This is a genomic window from Duganella guangzhouensis, assembly GCF_009674535.1.
GTDB classification, from domain to species: Bacteria; Pseudomonadota; Gammaproteobacteria; order Burkholderiales; family Burkholderiaceae_D; genus Rugamonas; species Rugamonas guangzhouensis.
The window spans coordinates 99,721-113,080 of the sequence record NZ_WKJK01000011.1; the positions used below are offsets into that span (position 1 = coordinate 99,721).

13 protein-coding genes are annotated in these 13,360 nt (G+C 62.1%); 9 read left to right on the top strand and 4 right to left on the bottom strand.

Annotated elements, in window-relative coordinates:
• The 8 genes from GJ699_RS20755 (at window position 1) to GJ699_RS20790 (ending at window position 8,370) form a co-directional block, all read left to right on the top strand.
• Complete coding sequence (locus tag GJ699_RS20755) at window positions 1-1,209, top strand: 5-(carboxyamino)imidazole ribonucleotide synthase (protein ID WP_154379822.1); 1,209 nt, start codon at window positions 1-3, stop codon at window positions 1,207-1,209.
• On the top strand, window positions 1,206-2,291 hold the full coding sequence (locus tag GJ699_RS20760) for an L-threonylcarbamoyladenylate synthase (RefSeq protein ID WP_371867610.1): 1,086 nt from the start codon (window positions 1,206-1,208) through the stop codon (window positions 2,289-2,291). The genes GJ699_RS20755 and GJ699_RS20760 overlap by 4 nt, the downstream gene beginning before the upstream one ends.
• A 105-nt stretch (window positions 2,292-2,396) precedes the next feature.
• Window positions 2,397-3,947 carry an alpha/beta hydrolase family protein gene (locus tag GJ699_RS20765; protein WP_154379826.1) on the top strand — a complete coding sequence of 517 codons (1,551 nt, stop codon included), beginning with the start codon at window positions 2,397-2,399 and terminating at the stop codon, window positions 3,945-3,947.
• Between the two features lie 204 nt (window positions 3,948-4,151).
• On the top strand, window positions 4,152-5,501 hold the full coding sequence (locus tag GJ699_RS20770) for an SGNH/GDSL hydrolase family protein (RefSeq protein WP_229262202.1): 1,350 nt from the start codon (window positions 4,152-4,154) through the stop codon (window positions 5,499-5,501).
• A 22-nt stretch (window positions 5,502-5,523) separates the two neighbouring features.
• Complete coding sequence (locus GJ699_RS20775) at window positions 5,524-6,204, top strand: OmpW/AlkL family protein (RefSeq protein WP_154379830.1); 681 nt, start codon at window positions 5,524-5,526, stop codon at window positions 6,202-6,204.
• Between the two features lie 133 nt (window positions 6,205-6,337).
• Window positions 6,338-6,997, top strand: coding sequence for a hypothetical protein (locus tag GJ699_RS20780; protein ID WP_154379832.1), 660 nt, complete (start codon window positions 6,338-6,340; stop codon window positions 6,995-6,997).
• A 20-nt stretch (window positions 6,998-7,017) separates the two neighbouring features.
• Window positions 7,018-7,479, top strand: coding sequence for a cupin domain-containing protein (locus tag GJ699_RS20785; protein WP_154379834.1), 462 nt, complete (start codon window positions 7,018-7,020; stop codon window positions 7,477-7,479).
• 9 nt (window positions 7,480-7,488) lie between these two features.
• Window positions 7,489-8,370, top strand: a complete 882-nt coding sequence (locus tag GJ699_RS20790) for a S66 peptidase family protein (RefSeq protein WP_229262216.1) — start codon at window positions 7,489-7,491, stop codon at window positions 8,368-8,370.
• Between the two features lie 33 nt (window positions 8,371-8,403).
• Here GJ699_RS20790 and GJ699_RS20795 read toward each other — a convergent pair whose 3' ends face one another.
• Together GJ699_RS20795 and GJ699_RS20800 are read right to left on the bottom strand one after the other, a co-directional pair.
• On the bottom strand, window positions 8,404-9,588 hold the full coding sequence (locus tag GJ699_RS20795) for an acyl-CoA dehydrogenase (RefSeq protein WP_154379838.1): 1,185 nt from the start codon (window positions 9,586-9,588) through the stop codon (window positions 8,404-8,406).
• 92 nt (window positions 9,589-9,680) lie between these two features.
• The gene (locus GJ699_RS20800; RefSeq protein WP_154379840.1) at window positions 9,681-10,184 is read right to left on the bottom strand and encodes a flavin reductase family protein; all 504 of its coding nucleotides are present in this window, start codon (window positions 10,182-10,184) and stop codon (window positions 9,681-9,683) included.
• Between the two features lie 98 nt (window positions 10,185-10,282).
• On the opposite strand from GJ699_RS20800, the gene msrA reads away from it, so the two are divergent.
• On the top strand, window positions 10,283-10,816 hold the full coding sequence (gene msrA / locus GJ699_RS20805; RefSeq protein WP_154379842.1) for a peptide-methionine (S)-S-oxide reductase MsrA: 534 nt from the start codon (window positions 10,283-10,285) through the stop codon (window positions 10,814-10,816).
• Here msrA and GJ699_RS20810 read toward each other — a convergent pair.
• Both GJ699_RS20810 and pdxH read right to left on the bottom strand, forming a co-directional pair.
• Window positions 10,785-12,017 (bottom strand): class I SAM-dependent methyltransferase, encoded by a 1,233-nt coding sequence (locus tag GJ699_RS20810; RefSeq protein WP_154379844.1) that lies wholly within the window; start codon window positions 12,015-12,017, stop codon window positions 10,785-10,787. The two genes, msrA and GJ699_RS20810, sit on opposite strands and share 32 nt — an antisense overlap.
• A 79-nt stretch (window positions 12,018-12,096) precedes the next feature.
• Window positions 12,097-13,332 (bottom strand): pyridoxamine 5'-phosphate oxidase, encoded by a 1,236-nt coding sequence (gene pdxH, locus GJ699_RS20815; protein ID WP_154379846.1) that lies wholly within the window; start codon window positions 13,330-13,332, stop codon window positions 12,097-12,099.
• Between the last annotated feature and the right edge of the window lie 28 nt (window positions 13,333-13,360).

Sequence of the window (13,360 nt, forward strand, 5' to 3'; positions counted from 1 at the left end):
ATGACTGATCCGAAGTACAAGGCCATCCTGCCGCAAGCCAATCCGCCGGCCTGGCTGGGCGTGATGGGCGGCGGCCAACTGGGCCGCATGTTTGCCCAAGCCGCGCAGGCCATGGGTTATCAGGTTGCCGTGCTGGAGCCGTCCGAAGCCTGCCCGGCCGGCCAGGTCGCGCAGCGTCTGGTCAACGCCGGCTACAGCGATGCCGCCGGCCTCGACGCGCTGGCCGCGCAATGCGCCGCCGTCACCACCGAATTTGAAAACGTCCCTGCGGACAGCCTGTCGCGCCTGGAACAATCGGTGTTCGTGGCGCCGAATGCGCATGGCGTGTCGGTGGCGCAGGACCGCGTGGCCGAGAAGAGCTTCTTCGTCGGTTGCGCCGACAAGTCGGGCGTGATGCCGGCGCCGCACAAGGTCATCGCCTCGCAACAAGACATCGACGCCATCGATGACAACCTGCTGCCGGGCATCCTGAAAACTGTGCGCATGGGTTACGACGGCAAGGGCCAGGTGCGCGTCAAATCGCGCGCCGACGTGCAGGCCGCGTTTGAATCCATGGGCAAGGTCACCTGCCTGCTGGAGAAGATGCTGCCGCTGGCCTATGAAGTGTCGGTGCTGACCGCGCGCGGCCATGACGGCGAATCGGTGGTCTACCCGATCGCTGAAAACGTCCACCGCGACGGCATCCTGTTCACCACCACCGTGCCCGGCCCGAACGTGTCGGACGAGTCGGCGCTGAAGGCGCAGAAGGCGGCGCAAGCCATCGTGGCCGAGCTCGGCTACGTGGGCGTGCTGTGCATCGAATTCTTCGTGCTGACCGACGGTTCGCTGGTGGTCAACGAGATGGCGCCGCGTCCGCACAACAGCGGTCACTACACCATCGACGCCTGCGTCACCAGCCAGTTCGCGCAGCAGGTGCGTGCCATGGCGCGTCTGCCGCTGGGCGACGTGCGCCAGCATTCGCCGGCCGTGATGTTGAACATCCTGGGCGACGTCTGGTTCGAGGGCGACAGCAATGAAGCGCGCGAGCCGGCCTGGGATGAAATCCTGGCCCTGCCAGGCGCCAATCTGCACCTGTATGGCAAGGACGATCCGCGCCGTGCCCGCAAGATGGGCCACCTGACCTTCATCGCGCCAACGCTGGAGCAAGCGCAGCGGCAGTTGAATGCCGCCTGTGTCATTCTGGGCATCGAAGGCGAGGCGGCAGCGTGAAGCAGCACCACGCAGCCGTGGCAGACGCGGCGGTGATCGCCGAAGCGGCCGCCATCCTGGAAGAGGGCGGCCTGGTCGCTTTTCCGACCGAGACTGTCTACGGCCTCGGCGCGGATGCGGAAAACCCGGCGGCTGTGGCACGCATTTACGAAGCCAAGGGCCGGCCGCACGATCACCCGGTGATCGTGCACCTCGCCCCCGGCGCCGATCTCGACTACTGGACCACCGACGTGCCCGAGGAGGCGCGCCAGCTGGCGCAAGCCTTCTGGCCCGGCCCGCTGACGCTGATTCTGAAGCGTAACCCACAGATTCCTGATGCGGTCTCGGCCGGCCAGGATTCGGTCGGCATGCGCTGCCCGTCGCACCCGGTCGCCATCGCCTTGCTGCAAGCCTTCAAGGGCGGCAAGGGCGGTTTGGCGGCGCCATCGGCCAACAAATTCGGCAACGTCAGCCCGACCACCGCCCAGCACGTGCGCGACGAGTTCGGTCTGGACGAGCATGACGACGGCGCCATCAACGGCGACGACGCTTGCTCGGCCGCCGAGCTGGGCATGGTGCTGGAAGGCGGTTCGAGCGAGGTTGGCATCGAATCGACCATCGTCGACATGTCGCGCCTGGCCACGCATGGCCCGGTGCTGCTGCGTCCTGGGCATATCAGCGCGCAGCAGATTGCCGATGTGATCGGCATGCTGCCAGCCGCGCCGGATCAGGCCGCGCCGCGCGCCTCCGGCACACTGGAGTCGCATTACGCGCCGCGCACCCCAGTCACCATGCTGAGCGCCGATGCGCTGGCCGACACGCTGCCGAAGCTGCAAGCCAAGGCGATCAAAGTGGCACTGATCGGCCACGCCTTGCCAGCGGACTGGACGGCTTCGGCCCACGCCCAACGCGTGCTGCCCGCCGACCCGGCCGGCTATGCCTATGGCCTGTATGCCGCGCTGCGCGACATGGACCAGGGCGGTGCCGACCTGATCCTGGTCGAAACCCCGCCGCAAGACCACGCCTGGGCCGGCGTCAACGACCGTCTGCGCCGCTCCGTGTTCGGCTCGGCCGGCGTGATTGATGCTTTGCTGCAAAAATAGACGCTGATTGTTGCCCCGCGCAGGCTCGTGCGCGGATTGTCCACCTGCTAAGATGGAATCGTTGCCGGCCGAAAATCTCGCTCGGCCATCTTGCAAGGATGCGATATGCGCGACGTTCGACTGCCCCTGGTTCCCTTGTTGCTGCTGCTGGCCTCATGCGGTGGCGGCGGGAGTGGCGGCAGCAGCATAGGCAACACCGCTGGCGGCGAAGTCGTCACGCCGACCCCGCCGGTGTCGTTGCGCGGCCAGGCCATCGGCAGCGCGGCGGTGGTGCCGGTCACGGTCAGCAGCAGTGTCAGCGTCAACACGCTGGACCCGGCCGTGCTGAAAACCCTGGTCGAAGCCAATACCGACTTCGGCAGCGCCATCACCGGCACGCCCACCTGTGCCATCACCACCTACACCCTTAAATACCACACCATCGACAGCACGGGCGCCGACACCAGTGCCAGCACCGCCATCATGGTCCCGTCCGGCACGAATGCCGGCTGCCAGGGCGCGCGCCCGGTGTTGCTGTATGCGCACGGCACCTCGGTGCTGACCAGCACCGACATGGCCAACCTGTCCGCCACCGAACCGCGCCTGATCGCCGCGCTGTTTGCCGCCCAGGGTTACATCGTGGTGGCGCCGAATTACGTCGGCTACGCCGGCTCCACCGCCGGCTACCATCCCTACCTGGACGCCACCGAGCAGGCGGCCGACATGATCGATGCGCTGCGCGCCGCCCGCACCGTGCTGCAGAGCATCAGCGGCGGCGCCACCAATCGCTTGCTGATCAGCGGTTACTCGCAAGGCGGTTTCGTCGCCATGGCCACGCAGCGCGCCATGCAGACCCAGTATCCGTCCGAGTTCACGGTGACGGCGGTGGCGCCGCTGTCCGGGCCATACGCGTTGACGCAGTTTGGCGACGCCATCTTCAACGGCGCGCCGACCACCGGTTCGGCTGCCTTCATTCCCATGCTGATCAACGCCGGCCAGCGTGCCGGCGCCAAGCTGTACACCAGCACCAGCGACATCTACGAAGCCAAGTACGCCAGCGGCATCGATACGCTGCTGCCCGGCACGCAAAGCCTGGGCGAGCTGGTGGCGGCCGGCAAGCTGCCGGATGATGTGCTGTTCGCCGCCGATTCGCTGCCGCAGGCGTCGGGCTATGCCAGCTTCTTCGGCGCCGATCACCTGATCAAGACCAGCTACCGCGACGCCTATCTGACCGATCTCAAAGCCAACCCCTGCAACACCAGCACGGCGGCGCCGCTAAGCTGCGCGCCGGCACAGTCGCTGCGCAAATGGTTGCTAAAAAACGACTTGCGCACCTATGCGCCGAACGTGCCGATGTTGCTGTGCGGCGGCGATGCCGATCCGCTGGTGCCGTATGCGAATACCACTGCTACCGCCGCCTACATGCGGGCGCAGGGCGGCGCCGCGCTGCAGTTGTCGGTGCTGGATGTGGATGATGTCTCGCTGACTGGCGCCTATCTGACCACGCGCGCCGAGTTTGCCGCCGCCAAGGCGTTGCTGCGGCAATCGGTGCTGAGCAACGGCGGCACTGCGGCGGCCGCCGACCAGGCGGTCAAGGATGCTTACCACGCTGGACTGGTGGCGCCGTTCTGTCTGCGCGAGGCGCGCGCCTTTCTCGATTCTGCACCAACTCGGTGATCCGGGACTTGACATGGGTTAATAAATGCCGAGCAAGCGTTCTTTTTTGCTCACAACTTCCGCATTTTAGGGGTGTTCCTCTATACAAGAGTTGTCAGGACTGGCATATTAGTTGGGTTGCGAATAGCACGGCCGTTCGTATCACATCACTAAGAAATATTTTGAGGAGACAACATGCGTCAAACAAAACTTGCACTTGCTGCAATGGCTCTGGCCGTCCTGGCTGGCTGCGGCGGCACCGATCCGGCCGCAGGCGATCAATCCGTCAAGATCAAATACAGCTCGCAGGTATCGTTCGGCGACAGCCTGTCTGACGTCGGCTCTTACAACGTAGGCACCGTGGCTGCGCTGAAGGGCGGCAAATTCACCATCAATGGCGACAACACCTCGATCAACGCCACGCTGACCGGCAAAAACTGGACCGAACTGATTGCCGCTCAGCTGAGCCTGAGCGCACCATGCGCCGCCGTCACCGGCCTGGATGGCACCGCCAGCCTCGGCTTCTCCGTCACCAAGACCGCGCACAGCGGCTGCTACGGTTACGCCATGGGCGGCTCGCGCGTCACCAATCCTGTCGGCCCAGGCAACAAGGCCACCGGTAGCGCCCTCGGCGCACTGACCGTTCCGCTGGTGACTCAGGTCGCCACCCACCTGACCGCCGTTGGCGGCAAGTTCAAAGGCGATGAGCTGGTACTGGTGTGGGGCGGCGCCAACGACGCGCTGTATCAGCTGACGGTACTGTCCACCAACGCCACCGCAGCGGGCACCACCGCCGGCAACGCCGCTTACCTGCAGAGCCTGATCTCGCAACTGGCCGCCGGTGCCACCAGTCCGGCCACCGCCGCCGCCGCTATCACCGCCGCCGTGCAGACCGCAGCGGCACAGACCGGCGCCACCCAGACCACCATCACCCAGGCCGCCATCGGCGCGGCAGCGGTACAGCCGGGTAACTCGGCAGTGGCCTCGGCCACCGTCTACGGCCCGATGGTCGCCACCGCCACCACCACCGGCACCACCGCCGGCAATGCTGCCGGTGTCGCTTACGTCACCGCCCACAGCGCTGAACTGGTGACCAATATGGGCACCGCCGCTACCGAACTGGTGGCGCTGGTGAAAACCCAGCTGATCGCCAACAACGCCAACTACGTGGTGGTGCTGAACGCGCCGGACATCGCCAACACCCCGGCCGGCATCGCCGAGGGCAGCTCGATCCAGGCACTGATCAACACCATGGTCAGCACCTTCAACACCACGCTGAACACCGGCCTGGCCAGCGAGTCGAAAGTGCTGATCGTGGACGTGTATGCCGTTAGCCACGACCAGGCGACCAATCCAGGTCCGTACGGCCTGACCAACGTCACCGAGCCTGCTTGCAACATCACCGACACCACCAAGAACGCCTTGGGTAGCTCGCTGGTGTGCAACAGCACCAACCTGATCTCGGGCGATGTCAGCCACTACTCGTACGCCGACGATCTGCATCCAACCCCGTACAACAACCTGCTGCTGGCGCGTTACGTGTCCAAAGCAATGGTGACCAAGGGCTGGCTGTAATACATCAATATCTGGAGACGATATGAAGAACACGGTAAAACTGCTGGCGCTGGCCGCCACAATGACGGTAGCCTCGGCCGCCTCGGCCCAACAAGAAGCGGGCACCTGGCTCGGCACCCTGGGCGTCAACAAAATCACGCCCAAGGTCGAATCGGGTGACGTCTCGGCGCCGGCACTGCCCGGCACCAAGACCGACGTCGGCGCGGACACCAAGCCCCGCTTCACGGTCGGCTACATGTTGACCAACAACATCTCGGCCGAGCTGGATCTGGGCCTGCCGTACAAGCATGACCTGTACGGCGCCGGCGCGATCAACGGCACCGGCAAACTGGCCACCGCCGAAGTGCTGCCGCCGACCGCCTTCATCCAGTACCGCTTCCTGAAGCCGGACTCGCTGGTGCGTCCATACGTCGGCCTGGGCATCACCTACGCGATGTTCCAGAAAGAACGTGGTTCGGGTCAGCTGACCGCCGTGCTGAACACCGGCGGCCCAGCCGCCACCTTCAAGCTGGATGACAAATGGGCAGCCAGCTTCCAGATCGGCGGCACGGTCAAGATCAACGAGAAATGGTATTTGGACGCATCGGTCATCAAGACCAAGCTGAAAACCCAGGCCCACTACTCGACTGGCCAGGTACAGGACGTGCGGCTGGATCCGCTGGCGGTCAACGTCAGCGTCGGCTACGCCTTCAAAGGTTGGTAATCCCAGGACAGCCGCTGGCTTGCGCTTGAGACCAAAAGACCGCTCTTCGGAGCGGTCTTTTTACATCTTCTCTCTGAATTTGAAGTGATCCGCCAATCGTGACAATATGTTATTTAATTGAGAGGAGATATCAATGAATAGTTTGGAAGAACGCATTCAGCGCTGTGAGCTGGAAAATGCAAGTTTGCGTAAGAAAATTAGCCAGCAAAACAAGATCTGGATATTTGGACTTCTGCTCATGTTGGCAGGTGGTTCGATCGCAAACGTAGGCTTGAAACAAGAAGTCTTTGAAAGCATCAAAGCGAAGGAAATTGTCGTTGTCGATTCAACCGGGACTGTTCGAGCCCGTGTTAGTGGTGACTTGCCGGATGCTGTCATGGCAAATGGGCGCGTTTCAAAACGCGGCTCAAAAGCTGCCGGGGTAATGCTTTACGATGAGCAAGGCATCGAGCGCGGGGGCTACGTTACCCAGGATGAGGGAAGTAATGTGATGCTCACCTTGGACTCCAAATATCGTCAATCGGCGTTGTTTGTCGCTGGACCCGAAGAGCAAAGCCAGGCCAGCGCCTTGCGGCTGTGGAACAAGGGCGGAGCCATCGAACTGAGGTCCGATCAGAGCGGTCCTCGGCTTACAGTTACTGACTCACAAAAGGTGAAGATGCAGCAGCCTGAAGTTAGCCCGTCATCGGACCTTTGTGCAGAATACAAAAAAGTTGAGCAACCCAATTTAGGACGGCAATATTGCCAAGGTCGTTTTACTGAGAAGGCGTGCAATGCCTGCTTGGCAAACTAATTCCTGACGGAGCGTAAGCCATGCCTATTTTTACCCCTGATCAACTAGTAACCGAGCTCACCCCCGTAGACGGTTCCAGCGAACCGAATCAGACACTCTGGATCAGTGAGACTGGAGAACTGACGCAGTTTGGCGCATTCATTGAAATCCTGCAGCCTGGCTGCAGGTCTTCCATCAAGCATTGGCACAGCGCGGAAGATGAGATGGTCTATGTGTTGGCTGGCGAGATCACCGTCGTCGAGGGCGCGTCCGAGACACTGCTGCGCGCCGGCGACGTCGCAACCTTTCGCGCTGGAGTCCAGATCGGGCATTATTTAGAAAATCGGAGCTCCTCTCCAACCCGCTGTTTGGTGGTGGGAACCCGAGCGCCCGTTGATCACATTACCTACCCGGAGCATGATCGGATTTGTATTCGAGATCGTTCTCTACCCGATGATATATGGACCACCTTGGATGGTAAGCCCGCATCAAGCCCATACTAAATGAATTCAATGCCAAGTTTATCCAGGAAATTCACCGTAGCAGTCATCGCACCTGCTAGCCCACCTAGCCTCAGTGGCCTTGACACAGGCATCGCCACGCTCAAGGCGTGGGGGATGGACGTGCTAGAGGGGCGTCACTTGCGTAAGCAATTTTCTCATCACGCGATGTCGGTGGCGGAGCGTACTGAGGATTTGATTTGGGCCTTGACCGCGCCCGAAGTCGATGTGGTCTGGCTGGCCCGGGGCGGTTACGGATGCATGCAGTGTCTGCCATTTTTACCAGCGGAGCTTCCTACCGATCGCATCGTGATTGGCTTTTCAGACGCGACCTCGTTGTTTGGCGCCTTGAGTCAACGCGGATACCGCAATCTGATTCACGGCCCGATGGTGGCGTTCCTGGCGGATGAAACCGATGAGCTATCCAAGTCGGCGCTGCTCGCTTTGCTTAACGGGCAGGCTCGGCCGCATCTGGTGGGCGAGCATTTATGTGGACCGCAGTCGGAGATTACCGCACCGCTGGTCGGTGGCAACTTGGCGGTGCTGGCCAGCTTAGCGGGAACGCCATGGATCCATAGCACCAAGGGCGCCATCGTTCTGCTGGAGGATATTGCCGAACATGCCTATCGGATGGATCGCACCATCACGCAGCTGGCAAACAGTGGCTTCTTTGATGGCGTCAAAGGCATCGCCCTTGGCGAATTCATCCGATGCATTCTGCCTCGCGATGCGACTTTCACTTTGGATGAAATGTTCCGCAACCTGTTCGCCCCACTGAATGTGCCGGTGATTAAGGACGTCGGCGTCGGACATGGAACGCGAAATATTGCGTGGAAGATGGGCGAGCAGGTGACGCTGCGTGACGGCTCGCTCCATTTCGCTAGGGAAGAATAGAAGCCTGTCGCCAGGCTTCTTCACAGGCCGTGCTTACTGGAACGCTTGAATGCCGGTCTGGGCGCGGCCCAGGATCAGCGCGTGGATGTCGTGCGTGCCCTCGTAGGTGTTGACTACCTCCAGATTGACCATGTGGCGGATGATGCCGAACTCATCCGAGATGCCATTGCCGCCCAGCATATCGCGCGCCATGCGGGCGATGTCCAGCGATTTGCCGCAGGAGTTGCGCTTCATCATCGAGGTGATTTCCACCGCCGCCGTGCCTTCGTCCTTCATGCGGCCCAGGCGCAGGCAGCCTTGCAGGCCCATGGTGATTTCGGTTTGCATGTCGGCCAGCTTTTTCTGGATCAGCTGGTTGGCGGCCAGCGGACGGCCAAACTGCACCCGGTCCATCACATACTGGCGCGCGGTATGCCAGCACGATTCCGCCGCGCCTAGCGCGCCCCAGGCGATGCCGTAGCGGGCCGAGTTCAGGCAGGTGAACGGGCCTTTCAGGCCGCGCACGTCCGGGAAGGCATTCTCTTCCGGCACGAACACGTTATCCATGACGATTTCGCCGGTGATCGAGGCGCGCAGGCCGAATTTGCCGTGAATGGCAGGCGCGCTCAGTCCGGCCATGCCTTTTTCCAGCACGAAGCCGCGAATCGCGCCTTCGTCGTCCTTGGCCCACACCACGAACACATCCGCCACCGGCGAGTTGGTGATCCACATCTTGGCGCCGGACACCGAGTAGCCGCCCGGGACTTTCTTGGCGCGGGTAATCATCGAGCCGGGATCGGAGCCGTGGTTCGGCTCGGTCAGGCCGAAGCAGCCGATCCATTCGCCGCTGGCCAGCTTGGGCAGGTATTTCTGTTTTTGCGCTTCTGTGCCGAACTCGTAGATCGGCACCATCACCAGCGACGATTGCACGCTCATCATCGAGCGGTAGCCGGAATCGACGCGCTCGACTTCGCGCGCGATCAGGCCGTAGGCCACGTAGTTCAGGCCGGGACCGCCGTATTGCTCGGGAATGGTTGGACCCAACAGGCCTACTTCGCCCATTTCGCGGAAGATGGAGATGTCCATCGTTTCATGGCGGAAGGCGTCGAGGATGCGCGGCTGCAGCTTGTCCTGGCAGTAGGCGGCGGCGGCATCGCGCACCATGCGTTCATCGTCGGTCAGTTGCTGGTCCAGCAGCAGAGGGTCATCCCAGTGGAAGTGGGCGCGGGCTTGGCTCATAGATAGTCTCTCATTATGGTGACGAATGCTGCCAGCATTCTATGCCCACGCCCCGGTGCCGGCTTTTCAAAGAGCGACACCGATTTGCGTTTTTACCCCAGGCCGGCGAACTGGCCGCTGTGGAAGATCAGCGGCGGGCAGGGCGAAAACTCGCAGAATTCGACTTCGCCGACGAAAATCACGTGGTCACCCTCCGGATAGCGGCTGCGGTTGTGGCATTCAAACCAGGCCGACGCCCCTTTCAGGATAGGCTGGCCGGTGCGCGACAGTTCGTATTCCACGCCTTCCCATGGGTCGATGCCACGGGTGGCGAAGCGTTTGGCCAGATGAGCCTGCTCGGCGTTCAGCACGTTGATGACGTAGTGCGAGTTGCCGGTGAAGATGGGCATGCTGTTGGCGCCGTTGGACAGGCTCCACAGTACCAGCGGCGGTTCCAGCGACACCGAATTGAAGGAACTGGCGGTCAGGCCGCGGAAGGTGCCGTCGGCCAGGCGGGTGGTAATTATGGTAACACCGGTCGCAAACTGGCCCAGTGCCTGACGGAAATGGGCGGTGTCGAAGCTGCGCTCTGGCGCGCGAGGGGAGTTCGTGTTCATGTGGCTCATTATGCCAAAGATTTGTAACGTCATAGCAGATCATCCTGCTTTGCGTTACAGTGGACGGCATGGGTGAGTCTTCCACGCGAGGGGGCGTCATGGCTGGCAATACGGAAACGGCGATACTGGGTGGCGGTTGTTTTTGGTGTATTGAAGCTGTGTATCTGGAGGTGAAGGGCGTGACTGCGGTCGAGTCCGGCTACACCGGCGGTCAGGTGGCGCAGCCCACTTACGAGCAGGTGTGCGCCGGCGACACCGGCCATGCCGAGGTGGTCAAGCTGACGTATGACCCGGCCGTTATCAGCTACCGCGACCTGCTGGAAATCTTTTTCACCATCCACGATCCCACCACGCTGAACCGCCAGGGCAACGACGTCGGCACCCAATACCGCTCGGCTATCTATTACCAGTCACCGCAGCAGGAGGCGATGGCGCGCCAGGTCATCGCTGAAATGGCGCATGTGTGGGACGCGCCCATCGTCACCGAACTGACCCCGGCCCATACTTTCTACAAGGCCGAGGACTATCACCAGGATTACTTCCGCCAGCATCCGCTGCAGGGCTATTGCGCCTTCGTGGTGGCGCCCAAGGTCGACAAGTTCAGGAAGACGTACTCAAGCCGCCTGAAGTAGCCGGATACATGTGCTGGCGTGACCATGGCAACGCCGCCGAGCGCTGGCCAGCCTTGCGGCCGACAATCTGATACAGACTGATCCAGTCCTGCTCAAACGCATAGCTGCAGCCGGCCAGGTAGACGTGCCAGATGCGGTAGCGCTTGTCCCCGGCCAGCTCGCGCACCTTGTCGCCATGCGCTTCGAAATTGTCGGTCCAGATGGCGCAGGTGCGGGCGTAGTGGCGGCGCAGGTTTTCGACGTCGAACACTTCCAGCGAACCCTGCTGCATGGCCTTCAGCACATTGCCGATGTGCGCCAGCTCGCCGTGCGGGAACACGTATTTTTCGATGAACTCGCCGCCGCCATACGGCGTCTCGCCATTGTCCGGATCGGTGGTGGTGATGCCGTGGTTCATCACCACGCCGTCCGGCGCCAGCAGGTTGTTGATGGCGCTGAAGTATTCCTGCAAGTGCCGCACGCCGACGTGCTCGAACATGCCGACGCTGGTGATGCGGTCGAACTGGCCGCGCACGTCGCGGTAATCCTGCAGGCGGATTTCGATCAGATGCTCCAGCCCGGCCGCGCGCACCCGCTCCTTGGCCAGCGCGAACTGATTTTCCGATAACGTGACGCCGACGCAGCGCGCCTTGTACTGCTGCGCCGCACGGATCACCAGCGCGCCCCAGCCGCAGCCGATGTCGAGCAGCGTCTGGTTGGGCTGCAACTCGATCTTGCGCAGGATGTGGTCGATCTTCTTGATCTGTGCCGCCGCCAGATCCTCGTCACCATCTTCGAAGTAGGCGCAGGAATACACCATATTGGGGTCGAGGAACTCCTGGTAAAACGCGTTGGAAACGTCGTAGTGATAGCGGATCGCCTCGGCATCCTTTTGCTTGCTGTGGCTGATCGTGCGCACCATGCGCGCGAACTTGCCCTCGGCCTTGAGCGAGGTGCGCGCCAGCGCGTTGACCACGGCGATCATGTCGCGCGCCTTGCCGCGCACCTCGATCGCGCCCTCGACATAGGCCGCGCCCAGATTCGACAGCGACGGCGTCAGCAGATAGCGCGCCGCTGCGATGTTGGGCAGCTTGATGGTGACGCGCGGCGCCTCGCTGGAAAAATCGACCTGCTGGCCATTCCACAATTCCAGCCGCAGCGGCAGCGTCAGCTGCTCGCGGATGGCGGATACCCAGTTGCTCAATTGATTCTGTACGAACAAGATAACCTCCCGAAGTTCAGACCCGAAAAAAGACCACCGCAAGCGATGGTCTGGTGGTTCCGAACGGGAGGCGCCTTGCTTACGGTTGCAGGCGCTCCTTCACCCAGCTGCCATCGGCTTGTTTGACGTACACGATCCGGTCATGGAAACGCGAGCGGCGTCCCTGCCAGAACTCGATGCGCTCCGGGTCGAGGCGGTAACCGCCCCAGTGCGCCGGCCGCACCGGATGCTCGCCGCTGACTGCGGCGGCGGCATCGTAATTGGCTTCCATCTGCTCCCGGTCGGCGATGGGCGCGCTCTGCTGCGAAGCGATCGCAGCGATCTGGCTCTTCACCGGCCGGCTGTAAAAATACTTGTCGCTTTCCTCGGCGGCGGTTTGCACCACCTTACCTTCGATCCGCACTTGTCGTTCCAGTTCACTCCAGAAGAACAGCAACGCGGCATGCGGGTTGGCGCGCAGTTGCCGGCCTTTCTGGCTCTCGTAATTGGTGTACCAGGTGAAACCCCGGTGATCGTATTGCTTGATGAGGACGATGCGCGAGCTGGGCTTGCCGTCCGCGTCCACCGTCGCCACGCTCATCGCGTTCGGTTCGTTGACCTTGGCGTGCAGCGCTTCCTCAAACCATTTGCCGAACTGGGCGATCGGGTCGTCCAGCACGTCGTTTTCCGTCAGGCTGGCGCGGCCGTAGTCGAGCCGCAGATCCGCCAGCACCACGCCGTCCGCCACAGTATTGTTGACCGGCTGCGCTTGTTGTTCGGGCACCTGGCTCACCGGCAGGGCGGGGGTAATCCCGCGCCGCACCTGCATCGCGCTGCCCAGTTGCGCCATTTGCTCGGCGCTGAACAGACGCTTGGCCATCGGGGCGATATTGCCTTCCTCCACCACCATATGCGCCGCGTAGGTGTCGCAGAAACGCGCGACATCGCTGGCCGACAAAGTGGAATGGGTTCCGTTGGCGATTTGCTCAAGTTGTGATTTGATTATAGACCAGTCTCTATCCATTTGCTGGTGACCCTCCAGGATGCCGGGCGTCAGCTCTGCCAGAAGGGTGGCATCGGCATCGCGCGCGGTGGCCTGCAGCATCGGGATCAGGTTTTGTTCCTCATCCTCATGGTGCAAATGGGCTGCGTTGTTGAAATATTTCAGCACCGCTTGCGCGGCTTTTTGGGCGTCGATGTCGGCGCCGTGCTTGGGCAGGTGGGCAAGCAGGTTCTGCAGCGTTTGCAGCTGCTTGCGGATGCGGTCGTGGCAGTGTTTCAGGACGGCGATCGGCTGACTGAAATCAGGGGCGGTGTCGATCAGGGCGTTGCTCATGGGATGCACTCTCTGCTTGGGGCTAAGT